Annotated in this window: 22 protein-coding genes; 15 read left to right on the top strand and 7 right to left on the bottom strand. The window is 28.4% G+C overall.

The annotated features are described in order from the left end of the window. Positions 1-36 precede the first annotated feature (36 nt). Positions 37-678, top strand: a complete 642-nt coding sequence (locus BTO06_RS14700; RefSeq protein ID WP_100926806.1) for an O-methyltransferase — start codon at positions 37-39, stop codon at positions 676-678. Positions 679-686: 8 nt separating this feature from the next. Here BTO06_RS14700 and BTO06_RS14695 read toward each other — a convergent pair whose 3' ends face one another. After that, a complete protein-coding gene (locus tag BTO06_RS14695) occupies positions 687-968 on the bottom strand; it encodes a Sec-independent protein translocase subunit TatA/TatB (RefSeq protein WP_100926026.1) in 282 nt (93 codons plus the stop codon). 63 nt (positions 969-1,031) lie between these two features. Then, positions 1,032-3,323, bottom strand: a complete 2,292-nt coding sequence (locus BTO06_RS14690; protein ID WP_100926025.1) for a M28 family peptidase — start codon at positions 3,321-3,323, stop codon at positions 1,032-1,034. A gap of 194 nt (positions 3,324-3,517) precedes the next feature. Here BTO06_RS14690 and BTO06_RS14685 point away from each other — a divergent pair, with 194 nt between their 5' ends. Continuing rightward, entirely contained in the window at positions 3,518-3,982 is a 465-nt protein-coding gene (locus BTO06_RS14685) for a CBS domain-containing protein (protein ID WP_100926024.1), read from the top strand. 6 nt (positions 3,983-3,988) lie between these two features. Here BTO06_RS14685 and BTO06_RS14680 read toward each other — a convergent pair whose 3' ends face one another. Both BTO06_RS14680 and BTO06_RS14675 read right to left on the bottom strand, forming a co-directional pair. Then, the gene (locus BTO06_RS14680; protein WP_100926023.1) at positions 3,989-4,669 is read right to left on the bottom strand and encodes a GIDE domain-containing protein; all 681 of its coding nucleotides are present in this window, start codon (positions 4,667-4,669) and stop codon (positions 3,989-3,991) included. Between the two features lie 42 nt (positions 4,670-4,711). Next, positions 4,712-5,065, bottom strand: coding sequence for a DUF2116 family Zn-ribbon domain-containing protein (locus tag BTO06_RS14675; RefSeq protein ID WP_100926022.1), 354 nt, complete (start codon positions 5,063-5,065; stop codon positions 4,712-4,714). A 160-nt stretch (positions 5,066-5,225) separates the two neighbouring features. Here BTO06_RS14675 and BTO06_RS14670 point away from each other — a divergent pair, with 160 nt between their 5' ends. The 6 genes from BTO06_RS14670 to moaA all read left to right on the top strand — a co-directional run bounded on the left by BTO06_RS14670 (position 5,226) and on the right by moaA (position 10,426). Next, positions 5,226-5,561 carry a single-stranded DNA-binding protein gene (locus tag BTO06_RS14670; protein ID WP_100926021.1) on the top strand — a complete coding sequence of 112 codons (336 nt, stop codon included), beginning with the start codon at positions 5,226-5,228 and terminating at the stop codon, positions 5,559-5,561. Positions 5,562-6,311: 750 nt separating this feature from the next. Next, entirely contained in the window at positions 6,312-6,695 is a 384-nt protein-coding gene (locus BTO06_RS14665; RefSeq protein ID WP_100926020.1) for a hypothetical protein, read from the top strand. 25 nt (positions 6,696-6,720) lie between these two features. Beyond that, positions 6,721-7,269, top strand: coding sequence for a hypothetical protein (locus BTO06_RS14660; RefSeq protein ID WP_198517089.1), 549 nt, complete (start codon positions 6,721-6,723; stop codon positions 7,267-7,269). Positions 7,270-8,063: 794 nt separating this feature from the next. Next, on the top strand, positions 8,064-8,507 hold the full coding sequence (locus BTO06_RS14655) for a molybdenum cofactor biosynthesis protein MoaE (protein ID WP_100926018.1): 444 nt from the start codon (positions 8,064-8,066) through the stop codon (positions 8,505-8,507). Positions 8,508-8,510: 3 nt separating this feature from the next. Next, positions 8,511-9,419, top strand: a complete 909-nt coding sequence (gene moaCB / locus BTO06_RS14650; protein WP_100926017.1) for a bifunctional molybdenum cofactor biosynthesis protein MoaC/MoaB — start codon at positions 8,511-8,513, stop codon at positions 9,417-9,419. Then, complete coding sequence (moaA, locus tag BTO06_RS14645; RefSeq protein WP_100926016.1) at positions 9,419-10,426, top strand: GTP 3',8-cyclase MoaA; 1,008 nt, start codon at positions 9,419-9,421, stop codon at positions 10,424-10,426. The genes moaCB and moaA overlap by 1 nt, the downstream gene beginning before the upstream one ends. Before the next feature lie 465 nt (positions 10,427-10,891). Here moaA and BTO06_RS14640 read toward each other — a convergent pair whose 3' ends face one another. The 3 genes from BTO06_RS14640 to BTO06_RS14630 are packed head-to-tail and all read right to left on the bottom strand — an operon-like array spanning position 10,892 to position 14,564. Continuing rightward, positions 10,892-11,908 carry a helix-turn-helix transcriptional regulator gene (locus BTO06_RS14640; protein WP_100926015.1) on the bottom strand — a complete coding sequence of 339 codons (1,017 nt, stop codon included), beginning with the start codon at positions 11,906-11,908 and terminating at the stop codon, positions 10,892-10,894. Positions 11,909-11,913: 5 nt separating this feature from the next. Then, positions 11,914-14,208 carry a CAP domain-containing protein gene (locus BTO06_RS14635; RefSeq protein WP_157811877.1) on the bottom strand — a complete coding sequence of 765 codons (2,295 nt, stop codon included), beginning with the start codon at positions 14,206-14,208 and terminating at the stop codon, positions 11,914-11,916. A 26-nt stretch (positions 14,209-14,234) separates the two neighbouring features. Continuing rightward, complete coding sequence (locus BTO06_RS14630) at positions 14,235-14,564, bottom strand: HD domain-containing protein (protein WP_100926013.1); 330 nt, start codon at positions 14,562-14,564, stop codon at positions 14,235-14,237. A gap of 421 nt (positions 14,565-14,985) precedes the next feature. Between BTO06_RS14630 and BTO06_RS14625 the strand changes: the two genes are divergently transcribed. From BTO06_RS14625 to BTO06_RS14595, 7 genes are all read left to right on the top strand, one after another. Further along, entirely contained in the window at positions 14,986-15,282 is a 297-nt protein-coding gene (locus tag BTO06_RS14625) for a phage repressor protein (protein ID WP_100926012.1), read from the top strand. Between the two features lie 212 nt (positions 15,283-15,494). After that, the gene (locus BTO06_RS14620) at positions 15,495-16,523 is read left to right on the top strand and encodes an RNA ligase (protein ID WP_100926011.1); all 1,029 of its coding nucleotides are present in this window, start codon (positions 15,495-15,497) and stop codon (positions 16,521-16,523) included. A 10-nt stretch (positions 16,524-16,533) separates the two neighbouring features. Beyond that, positions 16,534-17,415 (top strand): phosphatase domain-containing protein, encoded by an 882-nt coding sequence (locus BTO06_RS14615; protein WP_100926010.1) that lies wholly within the window; start codon positions 16,534-16,536, stop codon positions 17,413-17,415. Between the two features lie 18 nt (positions 17,416-17,433). Next, the gene (locus BTO06_RS14610) at positions 17,434-18,120 is read left to right on the top strand and encodes a hypothetical protein (RefSeq protein WP_198517088.1); all 687 of its coding nucleotides are present in this window, start codon (positions 17,434-17,436) and stop codon (positions 18,118-18,120) included. After that, a complete protein-coding gene (locus tag BTO06_RS14605) occupies positions 18,092-18,886 on the top strand; it encodes a hypothetical protein (RefSeq protein WP_100926008.1) in 795 nt (264 codons plus the stop codon). The genes BTO06_RS14610 and BTO06_RS14605 overlap by 29 nt, the downstream gene beginning before the upstream one ends. A gap of 8 nt (positions 18,887-18,894) precedes the next feature. Next, entirely contained in the window at positions 18,895-19,638 is a 744-nt protein-coding gene (locus tag BTO06_RS14600) for a nucleotidyltransferase domain-containing protein (RefSeq protein ID WP_100926007.1), read from the top strand. A gap of 89 nt (positions 19,639-19,727) precedes the next feature. Continuing rightward, positions 19,728-20,783, top strand: coding sequence for a nucleotidyltransferase domain-containing protein (locus tag BTO06_RS14595; RefSeq protein WP_100926006.1), 1,056 nt, complete (start codon positions 19,728-19,730; stop codon positions 20,781-20,783). Positions 20,784-20,785 lie beyond the last annotated feature (2 nt).

Here is a 20,785-nt window from a genome sequence, read left to right as displayed (position 1 = left end):
TTTAAGATAAATTCCATTTTTTTAAATTTTATCCCAATGCATTTTTTACCTGAAGATATTGATAATTATGTAATACAACATTCTCAACAAGAGCCACAACTTTTGAAAGACTTAAGTAGAGAAACTTGGCAAAAGGTTTTGAATCCAAGAATGTTAAGTGGTGCTTTTCAAGGAAGAGTATTGAGTATGATTTCTAAATTGATAGCTCCAAAGACAATTTTAGAAATAGGAACATATACGGGTTATTCTGCTTTATGTTTAGCAGAGGGGCTTCAAGAAAATGGAATTTTACATACGATTGATAAAAATGAAGAACTGGAAGAACTTCAATATAAATACTTTCAAAAATCTTCTTTTGTAAATCAAATAAAACAATACGTTGGAAATGCTATCGAAATTATTCCATCAATTGAGGAGAAATTCGACTTAGTATTTATTGATGCGGATAAATCCAATTATCCTAATTATTTCGAATTAATAATTGGTAAAATGAACAAAGGAGGCATTATTTTATCCGATAATGTATTATGGAGCGGAAAAGTTGTTGAACCTTTAGAAGAAAGAGATTTCGACACTAAAGTGCTACTTGAGTACAATCGTTTGTTGAATGAAGATGATAGAATTGAAACCGTTTTATTACCTATTCGAGACGGTTTAACAGTGAGTCGTGTAAAATAAAAATAATTTTACATGTTTCTCTTTATAGGACCAGTTAAATCATCGATATTGTCTTTAACTTGTTCTACTTCTTTGTTTATATCTGAAACGATATCCGTATCTATTCCTTGGTTTTTAGCACTATCGTTAATTTCTCGTTTTATTTCGTTCGTAGCATCTTTAACTTGACGCATACCTTTTCCAAGTCCACGAGCTATTTCAGGAATTTTATTAGGCCCAAATACTATTAAAACAATTGCAAAAATTACAAAAATCTCCGGACCGCTTATAAATAATAACACTGAGTTCATAAGTACAAAGATACGTAAAATAGTGAACCAGAGATTTACTTATATATTTTTATACAAATAAATTTAGTTGATGATTATTTGCTTGCTACTAATAATGGCGTCGTTAGTTACAAAAGGCATTGGCATCATATGATCTTCTCTTGGCTTTAAATTGAATTTAGGATGCGTTAATAAGTCATTTGAAATTTCATTTATAATTAAATTCAATTCTTGGTTTTTCTCGAAATCTAATTGAAGTTCAAGTTGTTTATCTTGATTTCCTAAATGATAAGTTAATAAGGTTCGTCTTTTTAAATCAGTTACTTTATTATATAAGTTGACTCCATTTGCAGTAAGAGAATTGATTTTGATGTTGTTATTGTTAATTATTTCAAACGTTGTAATATCTCTTTGAGGAGTCAATGTTAGCCAAATGGAACGATTACTTCCAACAACAGTATCTCTATTTGTAGTAATTAAGGACGTTTTAATTTCTTTATAGTCAGCTTGCTTTTGATAGTTAAACTTTCTACTGTATTTGTTTGTAGTTTCGGCATTTTCAATACTTCCTTTAGAAAAACTTTTATCGAAAATTTGTTGTGTATAATTATCTAGTGTTTTATTGTAAGTTCCCCAATAAGCTTTTTTGGTGTCAACATCTTGAATGTAAACTAAACTATTTGGCTTTCTTTTTTCAATGGAAAAACCGCTATTAAATGTGGCTAATAAAAAGAAAACTATTGCTCCGATACCAGCCAAAATTGTCCAAGAGTTTTTTCTGTTTTTTGTATGAAAAACAGGAACAACTAATCCTGTAACAAGAGCGATAAATAATCCAGAAATAAAAAGGTTTTTTAACCCTAAACCAACTGGAAACATTTTTATTAACGGCGCAAAAATATAAAGGGTTGGTATGGCTAATATACCTAGTATTAAATTCTTTGGTTTCTTATTACCAAATATTAGAATGGCGAGAGAAATAATTCCGATAAATGTTGGAAGTAGGAAGAATGCTGCACCTTTTAAATAAAAGTAAATTAAAACATTAATAATAATCCAAAATAGTATTGGAAAAACTAGCAAATCAGCTGAATTTACTTTAGTAAACTTCTGATAAATTTTAAAAATTAACCAAATATCAAGTAAACAGAAAGCTGAAATGTACATATAACCATTATAGGTGAATCCGTGTAAAATATCTTGGTAACCGGGATGAATAAAAAGTATAATTTCCCAAAGGATCCAATTAAAAAGTGTGACGAGGATCACTGATCCTTTGAAAGGAATTACCCCATTAAAAATCCCTTTGATAGTGAGTTTTTTGTTCTTTATTCCAAAAATTATGAGGCTAAAAGTAAGAATTAAAGCAAAAACAATTAAAGGTAAAATCCATTTGAAAGGAAAGGTCAGTAAATCTAAAAATGGGAAATTAACAAAAACGTAATCTTCATTACTATTCAATTTGGACAAATCAATTTCAGAAAAATGTTTTAAATTACTTACGAAATAATCTTTTTGGTGTGCTAATGACGATCTATCTAACCTGACATAGTTGTCTTGAACTGTGTGATAATCGAAATGATCGCCAATGAAGGCAAAGTTAAAACCGTTAATATTTCCACCTTCTCTAAAAACTGTCAAGTCAGTATCATTTGGCAGCATTTTATAAACGCTATACATAAGTGAATTTGCAGCCGGAAAGTTCGGGTTCGCTTTTAAAAATTCATCGATAAGAATACTGTTTTTTCCGTTGGTTTCCATGAGCATATAACTAGGCCCACCACTTCCACGAGCTTCAAAATTTAACACTAAGCCAACATTTTTAGCTTCTGGATGATATTGTACGAATGCTTCTGCTCCCAATAGTCCTAATTCTTCTGCATCAGAGAAGAGAATAATTATATCGTTTTTTGGGACTTTATTTTGTGCCAAATAAGCTCTAATTCCTTCTAAAATCGTTACAATACCCGATCCAGCGTCAGCTGCACCAATAGATGAGTGTGGACTACTATCATAATGACTAGCCACAACTAATGATTTACCATTAGAAGTTCCTTTAATTTTGGCAATAATATTTTCAACAGTTGTTCCCGCTTTCCACTTTTTATTGAAAACAGTAGCAGTTTGAATTTCGGGTTGTAAACCAATTTTTTGGAGTTCTTTGAATAAGTAAGTTTGAACTTTTTTATGCTCATCGATTCCAACATGATGAGGTTTAACAGCAATACGTTTTAAATGGTTTAATGCATTATTTACAGAAAGTTCATCTTGAGCTATGATATTTTCATTGTTATAACTTGGTTTCATATCGTGAAAGCCCCAATATATAGCTGCAATTAATATAAATAAAGTAAGCGTTCTGTTTGTCGTGTTCATTAGTCAATTATTTTTTTACAAAGTAAGCTATGGATATACTTTTTAAGTATAACACTTTAGCTTAATCGTGAAAATGAATTAATTAAGCGTATTAGTTTTAATGATTTTAAAAATATAAAAATTAAATAACAGAGCTATTTTATTTTTTAAACAACTATAAATCAGTATATTTAAGTGAATCAAAACTTTGTATTATGGGAATTAAAAGCTTTCAAGGTAAAAGAGCCGCCACTATAACAAAACCTTCACAACCAATATTGGTTTCCGACTACATGACGAAAAGTTTAATTACTTTTAAAGAGGATCAATCTATTGTGGAGGTTATAGAGATTTTGATAAAAAATAAGATTTCTGGTGGGCCAGTGGTGAATAATCAAAATCAGTTAATAGGTATTATTTCCGAAGGTGATTGTATGAAACAAATTTCAGAAAGTAGATATTATAATTTACCTGTAGATCAGAATAATACCGTTCAAAAGGCGATGATGAAAGAAGTAGAAACTATTGATGGAAACATGAATATTTTTGATGCGGCAAATAAATTTCTTGAATCTAAAAGAAGAAGATTTCCCATCGTAGAAAATGGTAAATTAGTAGGTCAAATTAGTCAAAAAGACATTTTAAAAGCAGCTTTACAAATGAAAGGGAATTCATGGTAGTATAATCTATCGTATTTTATTGACTGTTCTACTTGGTAAATCTGTAATAATAATTTTTTGTTTTTCATTGCTTTCTAAAGAAGCTATTTTTGAATAGGAATAGCTTGGAATTGGTTCCTTTAAATTTTTCCATTTAGCAATACCCGCTACAGTAATTTCTTCACCAATTTCAATAATAGCTTCTCTATATCTAATATTTTTTTTGAATCCTAAAAATCCTTTACTCTTAATATTATAACTACGAAGTAGTGCTTCAAATTCAGGTGTGCTTTCTTTAAATGTATGAGAAGAAGCTTTCTTATCAACTACTAAATGAGCTTTATAATTAATTGGATTTTTAGATGGATTAACAATCATATATTCTCCATTTTTTTGCACATAAAACGGTTGAAAACGAACATCTTTTACTAAAGTAGCCCAGTGAGAACTATTTCCAGAACTGCGCTTTTCTTCAATTTTTATACTATAAAAAATACATTCTCTTTTACTGAAAGGAGCAATAAGAGGTTTTTCAATATGTAATGCTTTTCCTGTTACTTTAGTTAATTGATTCGTGCGAATACCACTTATTCCAGAACTTGGTAATTTTCTTAATGTTCGAATGATAAATTGCTTGTTATTAAAATAATAACCGCAGCATATTACAATAATGAAAATTATAGGTACTAGAATTAGAAATGGTTCCATGAGTCAGTTTTTATTTTATTAGTACCTGTTTTTATAAAATAGTTACAGTTCCTTCTTAATCAATAAAAAAAGATCATTCTCCAAAGCCAAATAACCTTGATTGTAAACATAAAAATAAGTGTTACCAGTTTTAGTTTGATAAAGTGAAGTGAATAATTGAAAATCGAATCCTTTATCATATAATTTGGTTCGTGATGCTTTTGTTTTACCACTTGAATTCAATTCAGAAAGAATCTTGTAGTTTTTTTTAAGTCGATTATTGATGTTTCGGATTAAATTTTTAGTGTCTTTATCAACTTTATTATTGTAAGTATTTCTGCAGTAATCTGAACAAAACTTCTGATCGGCTCTTCCTTTTAATGGAGTACCACATTCTAAACATTCTCTTTTTTCCATAGGTCATAAATATATAAAATTATTTGAATGTAATCGACTACAAATATTTACAATCGAAAGTAATTGTTTTGCAACCGAATCTATCTTTCAATGTGGTCCATCTTTGCAGTGTCATTTTTCAATGGCAAGGTCTTAACTGTTAAACAATAAAATAAATAACATGAACGCATTAAAAAACAGAGTACAGTTAATTGGGAATTTAGGAAACAAACCAGAAGTAATCATTTTAGAATCTGGTAAAAAATTAGCAAAATTTTCTATTGCTACCAATGAAACTTACAAGAATTCAAAAGGAGAAAAGGTAACAGATACACAATGGCACAATATAGTTGCTTGGAGTAAAACTGCTGAAATTATTGAAAGTTATTTAAATAAAGGAAGTGAGGTAATGATTGAAGGTAGATTGGTTTATAAATCGTATGAAAATGAGACAGGAGAAAAGAAATATATCACCGAAATTGTATGTAATGAAATTCTAATGTTAGGAAATAAATAGAGGGGGAAATTGCTATACTCCAAAAAAGAAAATGAAAAAGAGGAAAATCCAATAGTTTTAACTATTGGATTTTTATTTTAAATATTTGATAAATGCAGGTAAATATTCTTTAAATTTTACTCTTTTGATTCACAAAGTAAATTTTAGTTTTATTTAATATTTTATGATTACCGCAATTTAATTGTCACAAAATAAATTTATAAATAGTGTTAACAGCAGTTTAAACGTTTAGATACATTATAACTGTACTTCGGTAAAAGCTTTTATTTCGTAATTTAAAAGATATTATATTTTGATAACCCACTGAATACCGTTGAAATATTTCTCTATTAGCATAAAAAAATGTTGCTTATGAATCGATATTTAAAGGAATTTTAGGTATTGCTATTATTAAAGATTATGTGTAGTCAAATTAGAAGCTTAATTTTTGAATTATTATTATTCGATTCAATTATTTCTTATTATCACTAATTGTGCTATTTAAGACGTCATAATAATTTAAGATGGATGTACTTTTTGAGTTACATCAGATATCAATACTTCTTAACTTATTATTGAATTGTTGAGGAAATGAAACAATAAAAACCCTCAAAAATTTTCGGGTAAAACCCCTTTAAATTTAAGCTATAGAATAAGAAACAAATATTAAATTTACAAAAGTCTTGTTCGCAAGAGTAATTAATCATTTTGTGCAGCTAGTTTTGTTATACGAGTATTTTAGTTTGTGCAAAAATTAACCAACCCAACCTCATGAAAAGTAATAACATTAATACGCTATTACAAATAGTAGCTATAATAATTTTGTTAATTATAGGTTACTTAGTGTTTAAGTCAAGTTCTAACTGGAAAATAATTGAAATAGAATTGGATAATGTGCGAAACGAACTTAAAGTTTCAAAGAATAATATGCTTAACGCGAAAACCGAGCTCGAAAATTTTAAAATAGAATTCGAACAAATGAAAGCCAAAAAAGATTTTATTATTCATAAACGTGATTCATTAATATTTCATTTTAAAAGAAAAAATGCTAAAGATTGGCAAGAATTAGAAAGCATTAAAGATTCTATAAGAGTAATAAACGATAAGTTAGTCCAAGACAGATTGATATTAGATGGACTTTTCGGTATTAATTAGAAAATCAAAGACAAAAAATAAAATGATGAAAAAAATTATATTACTGATATTTCTATTTTCTAAAGCTTCAAATTTTGGACAGATAGCAAGAGATTCAGTTCGTATTCTTGAAATTCCAGCTTCGTATGCAAATTTTATAGGAGAGCCTGTAATAGTTAAAAAAGATAGTTTATACAGATTTAAAACGCCAGAAGTTTATCTTGTAAACAAGAAGTCATTTTTAGCTATGAAAAGTATCTATCAAACTACTATTAATAAGGACAAGATGACTAAAGAACTGGTGGAGAAATATTCCGAAACATTACGCAGAAATATTGATTTAGAAAGGAAGTTAAAACTTAATTTTCAAGAATCAGATAGTTTAGACTTGAAAATATATGAACGAAATCAACAGACTTTAGACCGCACTCAAAAAGCATTAGATTATACTATAACTAGCTTAGATAAAGCAACAAAAAGTCTTAATATTATCGATAAAGAAGGAAAGCGTCAAAGACGTAAAAGCATTTTTGAAAAAATATTAATTGGAACTGCTGGTATAGGTGTTGGGATTTTAGTTGGGCTAGCTTTTTGAGCTACAATAAAATCAATAATTCAAAACTAGTAAGATATTCTGTTAGTGTTTAGTTGATACCAAAACTAAGTGACAATTACTTTACTAAGAAATAGTTATAAACGTTGAAAAGTAAATAGATTAAACATCAATTTTATATTTTTTTCTACTTCAATTTAGATTGAACCATCTCACAGCTATTTGAAGCATAAACTTCAAGTCATAAGAGCAACAGTATCATATTTTCTAATGGTATGATAGATGTAAAACTCCTTAATAAAAATAATGCACATAAATAATCAATAAAGAGTAAAGGATTACTTAATGAAATATTTATTTAAAACCAGCACTTAATTTCTATTAGTAAATGATAGTGAATTACTAATAACATTTTGTTCATATATTTTTCAGTAAAACTTAGTTTAAAATCACACCTAAATAAAAGTTAGGTCTGAAAAATAATCATACGTATTTAGGAAGATAAAGTATGTAAATGTTACTATAACTTGTTAAAATTAAAGATGTGGATGTAGATTCAGAATTTTTAGATTAATTTAGAATAAACGAAAATTACTCGTTAGAAAAACTATATCATTAATTAAAAAAATCAGAAAAGCTTAACTAGTTATTCTGTAGAGTTGTTAAACTTCCAATTGCCTTGTATGACACTTATTAAATAAGTAGTCAATGGTTGGTTTTTATTTAATTAAATTATTTTATGAAATAGAGCGATAGAAAGATCTTATCTTTATAAGTTTCTAATATGTTTTAATATTTACGAATAATACAAATAGTAATTTTTAGGATAATTAATAATGAAAATTAAGAGCAGAAATAATGTATTTCGAGAAGGAGCCATTTCCGCTGAGTTTATAGGTAATTCTATTCAAAAATACCAGTCACAAAGAAATATTGGAGCACATAATATTTTTTTAGGTCAAGTAAGAGGAGATGAAATTAATGGTAAAATCGTTGCTGGAATTCAATATTCTGCTTACGAAGAAATGGCCAATTTAAAATTTTATGAAATAAGAGAAGCTACTTTTGAAAAGTTTGAGCTGACTTGTGTGCAAATATATCACAGCATAGGATTAGTGAAGACAGGAGAAATCTGCCTTTTCGTTTTTGTTTCAAGCCCGAGAAGAAGAGTTGTTTTTGAGGCGTTAGAATATGTTGTTGAAAGAATCAAGGCTGATGTTCCAATTTTTGGACAGGAAATATTCAAGGATCAAACGTATCAATGGAAAGTAAATTCTTAGTAAATGGTAGATATTACACATAAAATAAATACACTTCGTTTGGCTACTGCTCAGGCTATTTTAAAAGTGAGTAAACAAGAAACAATTGATGCCATTGAGAATAATTTAGTTCCAAAAGGGAACGTGTTTGAAATTGCTAAAGCGGCTGGATTACTAGCTGTAAAAAACACATTCAATGTAATACCTGATTGTCACCCACTACCAGTTGAGTTTACAGGTGTTAATTATACCATTGAAGGATTAACTGTTAAAATTGAAATGATCGTAAAAACAATTTACAAAACTGGTGTTGAGGTAGAAGCGATGCATGGAGTAAGTGTTATTGCATTAACTATGTATGATATGTTAAAACCAATAGATAAGCAAGTTGAAATTGGTACGATAAAATTACTAGAAAAAAGTGGAGGTAAAAGCAGCTACAAAATAAAACATAAATCCCAATTAACAGCGAGCGTTATTGTTTGTTCTGATTCCATTGTAGAAGGAAAAAAAGAAGATAAAACAGGGAAAGTAATTATTAATAAATTAGAAGAATCTAATGTTGTGATCTCTAGTTATGAAATTATTCCTGATGATTTACAACAGATTAGAGAGAAAGCTATTGAAGGGGCTTCTGAGAATAATTTGGTCATTTTTACAGGAGGAACAGGGTTGTCTTATCGAGATGTAACTCCGGAAGCTTTGATTCCAGTCTTAGAAAGGAGAATTCCGGGAATTGAAGAAGCCATCAGAGATTACGGTCAAAACCGAATGCCCTATGCTATGTTATCTCGGAGTGTTGCAGGAACAATTGGAGATACATTGGTTTTAGCTTTACCAGGATCAACTAATGGAGCAAAAGAATCTATGGATGCAGTTTTTCCTCATCTATTACATGTTTTTAATATATTAAAAGGTGGAAATCACGATTAATGTCTGAAAGCTTAAACATACTACAAGATACATTTGAAAGAAATCATAATTATTTAAGAATTTCTTTAACCGAAAAATGCAATTTACGTTGCACATACTGCATGCCAATTAACGGTGTGCCACTTTCTCCAAAAAGTCATATAATGACGGCGGAAGAAGTGTATGAAATAGCAAAGGTATTCGTAAAAAATGGTGTTGATAAGATTCGGTTAACAGGAGGTGAACCACTATTAAGAAAAGATTTTCCAAAAATAATTCAAATGCTTTCAGCACTAAATGTTCAAATGTCAATTACAAGTAATGCTGTTTTAATTGACAGGCATATTAACATTTTGAAAAGGTATGGAGTTAATGATGTTAATATAAGTTTAGATACCTTGGCAACAGAAAAGTTTATACATATCGCAAAACGAGATCAGTTTAAAAAAGTATATGAAAACTTATTACTTTTAATTGATGAAGGATTCAGAGTAAAAGTAAATGTTGTTCTAATTAAAGGATTTAACGAAACTGAAATAATAGATTTTGTTAAACTCACTAAAGAACTTCCAATTTCTGTTCGCTTTATTGAATTTATGCCATTTGATGGTAATGAATGGGAAAAGGAAAAAATTATTTCTTATGACGAAATTATGAGAAACGTGTGTGATGAGTTTGAAAAAGAGTATGTTGAACGATTAGCGGACGCTAAAAACGATACTACTAAGAATTATAAAATTAAATTTTTTAAAGGAAGTTTCGGAATTATAAGTTCAGTAACAAATCCTTTTTGCGATACCTGTAATCGTATTCGTTTAACGGCTAATGGAAATCTTAAAAATTGTCTTTTTTCAAATTCAGAAACTAATCTATTAACAAAATTAAGAGAGGGAAAATCCATTGAACCAATTATTCAGAAAGTGATTAAAAGAAAGTATAAAATGCGTGGAGGAATGGATTCTATGCAGAAACTTGAAAATCCTAGTTTACATCAACAAAATAGAAGTATGATTACCATTGGTGGTTAATCTTATTCTAACAATTAGTTTTTGCTCTAAATACTTATGATAAATATTTGATAGTTTTATAGTATGAGTTTTGATTTTCATATCTCTGCTTTTTTCTTCTATAACTTCTATGAAAATATGAAGCCTTTAAAATATAAGAGCAACTTTTAGATTGAGTTCTTTTTAATTTATTCATTATTTCTTCTTATTTAAAATAAAATAATGAAATTATAACTTAACTCTTAGATGATTAATGTTGTTGTTATTCTAACAACTCTTATTAGTTATCTTACATCATATATATCTTGAATAGTCTTTTCAATTTGTTTGAAATAGCTCTTTATGTTAATTCAGTGAAATAAATTCGTAATAAGCTACGATTAAATAGAAAATAGTTGAATATTTTTCAAATGCATAACTCAACATAGATTTTAAAAGGAATATGAAATTTGTTTGAAGAAGAGGCTAATTTTTAATTAGAATACATTATTTTTCAAGATCATCATTATAATATCTACTTCTCGCTTTATGTAATTGTTTTTGAATTTGTGTTCTTAACTTCTGAGGTTTTAGAATTTCAATAGAGGATCCATACCCTAAAATAACTCGTTCCAATTCAAAGTTGGGCTGAACTAAGATATTAAAGATGACACCATCTTCAGTTTCTTTAATAACGCGTTGCGTATGATGAAAAGGCTTTGTAATTACATAAGGAGCCAATCTTCTTTCTATCCAAAACTCTATGCGTTGAGGTCTTGAATTTGAAACGGTAACACCAATTACATTTTTAAAGTATTCGTCGCCACTGATTTTTTTATCAATATAATTAAGACCCGATACTTCTTTAATAGCTACAATTCTATCTAAAGCCAAATTCATGTAATCGGATTTGTGATATACAATTAAAAACCAACGATTATTGAATTCTTTCAACAATTGTGGATGAACAATGAGTTGACTTTCTTTTCGAGCTTTGAAAGATTTATAAGTAATTTCAAGAACTATTTTTTTCTGAATTGCATTATACAAAGGATCAATAAAATGTAATCCTTTTAACTGTTCATTCTTATCCAAATGAATAATTGCTCTATTGTTTTTTTGAGAAGAGTATACCGAATCTTCCAGTCGTTTTAAAACACCATCCATCTCTTTAAACAAGGAAAAATCTTTAAACTGACGAAGTACTTGAATAGCATCATTCATTACTTTAACATCATTTTCCGTAACAGGAATTTTCATTATTGAATAACCTTCTTCAGCATATTTATAATACTTACGTTGATAAACTTCAATAGGAGCATTATAACCCAATTTATCACTTCGCATCATTTGAATATCTAACTGAACAGTTCGTTTACTTACATACACATCCTTTCCTTCATACTCATATAAAGCATCAGAACATGCATTAATTAAATCATCTAAAGTCCATTTACGCATCGTATTTCGTAAACATTGATCAATGGTTTTGTAGCGAATAAGTGCGTTTTTATTAGAAGCCATAATAGTTACTTACAATAATTGCAATATGCATTTTTAATAAATGAATGTCGTAAATTTTGAAAATCTTTTTTAATCCATTCACACCACCTTGTTTTATTTTTTTTCAAAGCTTCTTCAACAATTGTTTCTCTTAGATATTCTTTAGAATAACCGTCATTAATCATTAATGTTTGCGCATAAATAAATAGTGCATCTTCATTTAATTGATCATTCAAATAAGGTTTTGCTAATAACTCTAAAGTTAAATCAAAGCTACTCCATTGATTAAAAAATAAAGCAAGTTTAATATCGTCTTCTATTTTTAAAGATTGCTTTCTAAAATAATTACTAATGTAATTAAAAGACGTTGATATTTTTTGATAGTCATTAATCTGAGCGAAATAGTTTATAATAGCCATATGATAATTTAAATATAAGGTATTGTTGTGCTCTGCCTGTTCCATTTCTTCGAACAAGGTTCTTACTTTTTCTGGATGTAACACTTTGGCGAGTCTTTCATTATCAACATCCCAGAACATAAGTAATTGTCTTGTAGTAATTGTATACAAGTTCAAGAGGTTCTTTTTAGCACTTTTTGAAAGCTCATTGGCCCGTTTTATCCAATAATTAATGTAATATATAATGAGATCAGTTTGGTAGAACTGAATATTCTTCGCAATTAAAGCAGCGGTGTTTTGAACGAGTTCTTTTTTATGGATTAATCTATCCAGAATAAAATCTTGTTCAAGAATATATCCCGCATTTTTTTGATTGTATAATCCGATTAATGCTGCATTGGCAAGATTGCTGTTATCATGAAGTAATGCATCAATTAAATTATAAGTTGCATGATTCTTATCTGAAACATTCCAAGTTCCTTTTTCATAAATAAGAGCTTTAGATTTTCTCTGTTGTCCAAATTGATATTTAAATAAACTTTTTAGTTTAGTATTTGCAAATTGTCTTTTTTTAGATTTAGTATTATTTAATTGATTAGAAAAACCATATAATTCTAACTGAAAATCAAATAGCTCCCAGTTTTCTTTAGATTCAATTTTAATTTTGTTTTGAATTCTTCCGTACTTTTTAAGTAAATAGTTTTTAATGAAGGATGCTCTTTTGGTAAAAAGATACTTATTATTTGCATATGAACCATCTACTGAAGTATAACTTTTAATATCAATAGATTCAATACTGTTCTGATTAATGGTGTCTGAAATAATTCTATTGGATGTGGTTTTAGATGATCCAAAATCAAAATAAATTTCTTTAACAAAAGAAGTTCCTTCTGTTTTTAATTGAGTATTTGGAACAAATAATTCAGGTTCAATAGGGATTAAACTGTATTGCGAGTGTGGAATTGTTATAGGAACTCGATAGTCACATCTATTTCCATTATTAATTAAAATAAGATTTGCTGAAAATTCAGTCGCATTGAATGTCGGAGGAACTTTTCCTAAAGAGACTTTCAATCTAAAGGAACTTAATGCTTTATTTCCGCGGATTATTTCTTCTTTATAAATTGGTTTTAATAGTATTCCATCATAAATGGGTGAATCATCAAGTGTGTTGCTCTTATTACAAGCAAATTGCTCGTTTTTAACCAAATCTACTGCCAATCCATCATTATCGTCCTTAAAGATTTTTTTAAAGTATTCAAAATTATGATATCTAAAAATGATTTCATCATCTTCAATACTTATGCGATTTCCGAAACTAGCTAGGATATTACTGTAATCCAACATTTCTTGACAGTCGTCATAGCTACTACCAATTCCGAAAGAATTTTCAGAAAGTTGATTTGGGATACGAGTGCTCTTTTTTCCAAAAGTATGAGTAGCGTACATCTGTTTTGTTTTTTTATAATATGCAAAACCAAACCCAGAGTGTGAAAATTCTCTTGAAATCATATTTTTATAATGACCTTCCGAGTTTTTCCATGACTTGAACATTAAATTCGCTAGTAAGGATAACTTCCTTTTTGTGAATGGAGGTTTTATAGATCTAGATTTTAGTACATTCTCACCAAATCCCTTAAAATCATTTGAGTATTTTTCAATTCTATGTTTTGGTGTTACAAATTTCCTTTCTAATTGATGATGGGTAAGTTTATTTTTCTCACACATATAATTCGAATGAAATTTTGCAGCACTATCTAATTCGAAATGTTTTTCAAGAGGAGCAATTTTTTTTGATTTTCTTAGAGAATTTACTCTTTTTAAAATTTGATCCGATAAGTAGTTTTCTTCCTCAGCAGTTAATTGAGAATTTCCATTGTAGAAGCTTCCAATAATAGCAATTAATAGTAATAGTCTTTTCATGAAAAAAAGCATTTCAAAAACAATGCCTAAAGTGTGTTTAATTCTTTTTTAAGATTTGTTTTTGCTTGCTGCTCATATTTTGCAATAAAGGTATCGGTCTTATAAATAAAAGGTTTGTCAATAAAATGTTGCAATACTTTTTTTCTACCTTGTTTATATAATAGACTAGGAACAAGTTTGTATTCGGTTCGAATTAACTTAGAGTACTGTTGATACACTTCAGAAGGCTGACCTAAAATCGCTAAGTCAAAATCAATTAAATATTGAGCATCTAAATGTTCACTTTCATGAGTTTTTGTAGCGAGAATCTGTTCTTTAATAATCTCTAACCTCAATTCTGGTATTAAAGTACTCAAAACTTCTAAGGCAAAATCTGCACTTTTCTCTTCGTTATCTTTTTTCCAAATGTTATAAATGATATCATGATAAAAAATAGAAAAAGCTACTACATCAGGTTGTTCAAGATGAGTTTTATAATCATCAAAATAAGAGAATAGTTCTTCTAAATGTTTAAGATTATGGTAAGTTCTGTGTTTTTCAGTATACTTTGATTCTATTGATTTTCATAAAGAAGAAATCAACGTAGTATCATTTGTAAAACGACTTAATAAGTCGGTAAAACGTTCTTGTAAAGTCAACTTTTTCAATTAAATAGTTTGCTTTACAAAAATAAAAACTAATTTTATACCGACTTTAAAAGGAATAAAGTTATTCGTTCTTTTACTTTTTGTTCAACAATAGTCTTTGAATTAATGTTTAATTTAAATACAAATAATTATGAATTGGAAAATTCAAAAGCTATTGAATGGAGAAACAATTATCTCTAAGGAACCAGGAAACTCAATGTTACCAATTTTGAAATCTAGACAACCTGTGGTTTTAAAACCTGTGGATTGGCAAGATTGTAAAGAAGGCGATATCGTTTTTTGTAAAGTACGGGGAAATTGTTTTACACATTTAGTAAAAGGTAAAAACGACAAACGAGGATTACTAATAGGTAATAATCGTGGACATCTTAACGGATGGACGAAAAATGTTTATGGTATAGTAACTGAAATCTTACCATTTAAGTAGTGCTAATCAGCACTTTTCTTGTTTATAGACTTTTCTACTCTCAAATAAAATTTAAAATTTTTCCAATTAATTTTTATTGCGCAAAAACATCGCGCAATAATGTAAAATATTTGCAGTGTGATTAAGAAAAAGAAAACGCCGTAAGTGGGAAAATGCTATGAGAAAACAACTAAAAATTAAAACGTGAAAAGAAAAGATTAAAAGGAAATGAGATGGGAACAAAAATTTTAAACATTGAAAAATTAGAGGAAGCAATTGCAAAAGGATATATTCATAAGAATAAACATCCGAAGGAAAATCTATGGATTTATAATTATACGCAGTCTGCTCAATATGAAGCTTATTGGACAACTGAAACATTACTATGTCGAGGTTTGATTTTAGATTCAGAGTATGCTATTATAGCGAATCCAATTGCAAAGTTTTTCAATGTAGAGGAAGTTGGATATGATAAATTACCGAATCTTCCTTTTGAAATTTTTGAAAAAATGGATGGTTCTTTAGGAATTTTATACTGGCTACATAATGAGCCATTCATTGCTACTCGAGGATCATTTAATAGCAAACAGGCAATTAAAGCGAATGAACTTTTAAAGTCAAAGTATAAAGGTTCTATTGATAAATTAGATAGAAGTAAAACGTATGTTTTTGAAATTATTTATCCTGAAAATAGAATTCTTGTTGATTACGGAGAAACAGAACAATTGGTTCTTTTAGCTATTATCGATACTCAAACAGGAATTGAGGAAAATTTACTAAACATCGGATTTCCACTTCCAAAAGTGTATCCTTCAAAAAGTATTGCTGAATTAAAAGGATTGAATTGGGATAATAAAGAAGGTTTTGTAATTAAGTTCGAAAATGGATTTCGAGTAAAAGTAAAATTCGAACAATATGTAGCATTACATAAAATTATTACCCAAATTTCGTCGATTACTATTTGGGAAACTTTAAAAGAAGAAGGAAGCTTATTGAAATGGATTGAAGATGTTCCAGATGAGTTTTTTAAATGGGTGCGTAAAACCGAATTCGAATTGAAGTCTAAGTTTACATCAATTGAAAGTATCGCCAAAAAAGAATATAAACTATTAGAAACAGATAGAGAAACCGCGGAATATTTTAAAACTTGTACATATCCAGCCGTAATGTTCTCAATGAAAAATAATAAGAATTACGATCCAATTATTTGGAAAATGATTCGCCCAGAGTTTGAAAAAGCATATTCAAACGAAAACAATTAAAAATTAGAAAATGAAAAGAATAATCATATTAAAAGGAATTCCGGCTTCTGGAAAATCAACATTTGCAAAGAAATTAGTTTCTGAAAATCCAGGAATGTACAAACGAATTAATAGAGATAGTTTACGAACTATGTTAGATGCAAATCATTTCAGTCAGGGTAATGAAAAGTTTATTCTAAGAACAAGAGATTTCTTGATTAAAGAAGCGCTTTTAGATGGAAAACATGTAATTGTTGATGATACAAATATCTCTGATAAAAACTTTAATAGAATCAGTGAAATTGCTAAAGAATATACTAGTGAAACAGGTCACCATGTAAAGGTTGAGGTAAAGTTAATGGAAATTGATGTTGAAGAGGCAATCAAAAGAGATGCGGCTAGAGAGAAATCTGTAGGAAGAGAAGTAATTTTAAGAATGGATAAACAATTAAAAACCAAAGAAAAATTAAAGAATGTTTATATAAAGCAAGATGAAAGTTTACCAAAAGCTATTATTTGTGACCTAGATGGAACATTATCTTTAATTACCAATAGAAGTCCTTTTGACGGGAGTAAATGTGAACAAGATTTACCGAATGAACCTATTGTGAATTTGGTTAAGAATTATCAGAAGTTAGGATACAAAATTCTATTACTTTCAGGAAGAGATGGTCAATACAAATCCGAAACACAGAATTGGTTAACGAAATATGACGTTAAGTACGACGCTCTTTGGATGCGTAACCCTAAAGACAAAAGAAAGGATTCAATAATTAAAGAAGAACTGTTTAGAAATGAAATTGAAAACAAGTATTTCGTAGAGTTTATTCTAGATGATAGAAATCAAGTTGTTGATTTATGGAGAAAGAAGCTACAACTACCTTGTTTACAGGTTTTCTATGGAGATTTTTAAAAGAAGACTATTATGGAAATGTCGTATCAAATTTTTGGTTCAAAGAGCTCTATTGATTTAGATGTATGCTTTTTTGTTGATGATTTAGGTACTATTCAAGAAAATCATGAAATAATAAAAGTATATATCGAAAAATCAGCATTTAACTCAGGTAAGAAAGTAAATGCAAATTTAGCAGTGGTGCAAAACGGAATAATTGAAAGTTCTTTTAAAGGTGCCGAAGATGAATTGAATAATGCTTTATTTGAAACATATCACTTACATGGACAAAAGTTCGAAAGAAGAATAAGTAAAAAGGTAGAAAGAAATTTGGATGCAAGAATTGAAAGATGTTTAAGATCATTAGTTTCTTACTTTACAAGAACTTTATATAGAGTTGAAGCTAAAACAGCTTTGAGAGGAAATACAAGTGATAAAATTATGTTTTTAGATAGTATTCAACTAAATAGAGTAGAAGATTTTGGTAAAAACGGATCCGTAACTGAAGTCTATAAATCAATCGCTTTTCAATTGGGGATTACATTAGCATTATTAGAATCAATTGAGCTGTACACGAAAGAAAGTATTCTTGATTATTATCCAGATTTGAAAAATTATTTAGCTAGAGAGAAAGAAGATTCTGAAGTATTACAGGTTTATATAAAAAAGTTTATTGAATTAATGAAAAAGAGAAATTATGAAACCAAGTTTAGAAAAGATAAATAATTTTCCATTTCGCTATTATCAATATGGATCAAAAAGCTCGACTGATATTGATGTAATTATTGAGATTCCAAAAAATGAGATGCCTTTGACTCAAGAAGAAAGAAAGGTTAAGCTGAAACAATTAATGATAGATTTTGAGTTGAGCTGGAATGCCATTTTTGTGGTTATTCAAGATGGAGTTCTAACAGATACTATTTATACTAAATCATGGATAGATTCTTTAAATAATGCATTTTATTATACCTATAATAACCATAAACAATATTTTGATTTACCAGTTAAAAGGTTATTGAAAAGAAATAAAACACTAGCTGTATATAAGGCAGTTAGAACAGTAATAACAATGTTAACAAGAACAGATTTAAGAGTTAGTATTAAACCAATTCTCAAAGGAATTCATCCTTTTGAAAAGAAAATTGAAGTGTTAAAAGAACTAGATTTTACAAACTTTAACTCATTTAATCAGAAGAATACAAATGATGAGGGCATTTGGAAAATTTTAGCTTTTTATATTTCACAAAATATTTTATTGTTAGAAAAAAACAAAGAAGTTTATTCAAAAGAGGAAATATTGATTTGCTATCCAGAGCTCTATAATTTTATAAATAGAAAAGAAATTACTTTGTCCGATAAAAAATCACTGAATACTTTTAAGGAAGTTTGGATTGAGAAAATTTATAATTATGGAAATTTTACATCGGATAAAAATCTTTTAAAATGTAATGAAGAAGTAGTTGATATGGTAAAGGAAATAAGTTTAAAGTAAAAACAAAGATGAAAAGAAAAATATTAGAAAAATTAAAAGAAATAGAACGAGCGAATGATATAGAAATATTGTTTGCAGTTGAATCGGGAAGTAGAGCATGGGGTTTTGCTTCTCCTGATTCGGATTATGATATACGATTTGTATACAGACATAAAAAAGAATGGTATTTAAATCTTTGGGATAAAAAAGATACTATTGAATTTATGACGGAAGATGATTTAGATGGATCAGGTTGGGATGTAAGAAAGGCATTAAAATTATTGGCAAAGTCTAATGCTTCTTTTTCGGGTTGGTTATTTTCTCCTGTAATCTACAGAGCAAATTCTGAATTTTTAGAAGGAATGAAATCTTTAGCGAATAGCAATTTTAACCCTATTGCAGGATTCCACCATTTTCATTCTATGAATAAAGGTTTTGAAGAAACGTTAGGAACAGAAGAAATGACACTTAAGAGTTATTTTTATACAATAAGAACTGCGTTATGTGCGAACTGGATATTGAAAAATAATACTATACCACCAGTTTACTTCAGAGATTTATTTTCTTTATTGGAAAAGGATTATCATTCGAAAATAAATGATTTAATAGAATTGAAAAGTAAACGTATTGAAAAGAGCACAGAGAAGGTAAGTGTTGAATTAATTGATGTAGTGAGAGGAATAATTAAAGAGAATAATTCTCTGAAGGATAAATTAGTCAATGTAAAAGCGAATCAAGAAAAGTTCAATAATTTCTTTTTGATGTATATCTAACGTCATATTGAACGAAAAATGACAGAAGCAATCTGCATATCGAATATAAAGATTGCTTCATTTCAGTAGAACAAAATAAAAAAGGAGTTATGACACTTGAAGAATTAAAAAAATCAAATAATATAATTTTTGAATGTATCAGTGGAAGCCGAGCATATGGATTAAATACGCCTTCTTCCGACACGGATATTAGAGGAGTTTTTGTTTTACCTAAAGATCAGTTTTATTCATTGGATTATGTAGGTCAAATAAATAATGAAACTAATGACATTGTTTATTATGAGTTAAAGAAGTTCATAGAGTTGTGTTTAAAAAATAATCCGAATATACTTGAACTCCTGAATGTTCCTGAGAGATGTATTTTAAAAAAGCATGTCATTTTTGATGAAATTAAGTCGAACTTATTTTTGTCAAAACTTTGTAAGAATACATTTGCAAATTATGCTTTTACTCAAATTAAAAAAGCAAGAGGCTTAAACAAGAAAATTGTAAATCCGGTTGAAAAAGAACGCAAAACAGTTGAAGATTTTTGTATTATTCATAAAGGAAAAGAATCAATATCGTTGAAGATGTTTTTAGAAAATTCTAATGTGAATAAAGACTTTTGTGGTTTGGCAAAAGTTCCAAACATTAAAAATTGCTATAATCTGTTTTATAATGAAAACCTGAATTACCAGGGAATTTCAAGAGAAAATGCAAATGAAGTTTGTTTAAGTTCAATTCCTAAAGATCAAGAGTCAATAGGATTATTGTATTTTAATATGGAGGGTTATTCAACATATTGTAAGAAGTATAAAGAGTATTGGGATTGGGTTTCTAAAAGAAATGAAGACAGATATAAGAGTAATATTTCTCACGATAAGAATTACGATGCAAAAAATATGATGCATACTTTTCGCTTATTACTTATGGCTAAAGAAATAGGTGAAACCAAAACAATTCAAGTTGAAAGAAAAGATAGAGATTATTTGTTAGCAATAAAAAATGCTGATTTTGAATATGAAGAGTTAGTAGAAAAGGCAGAAGTTTTAAAGACAGAGTTAGAAGAAATTTATCTAAATTCTGACTTGCAAGATCGACCAGATATAAAAACTGTGAATTATCTATTACTAAATCTGAGAAGCAGTTTTTATCAAGAAAATTAGCA

The sequence above is a fragment of the Tenacibaculum sp. SZ-18 genome, assembly GCF_002813915.1.
Taxonomy (GTDB): domain Bacteria; phylum Bacteroidota; class Bacteroidia; order Flavobacteriales; family Flavobacteriaceae; genus Polaribacter.
Note: the sequence above shows the minus strand (reverse complement) of the source record. Positions and strands in the feature narration are given on the sequence as shown.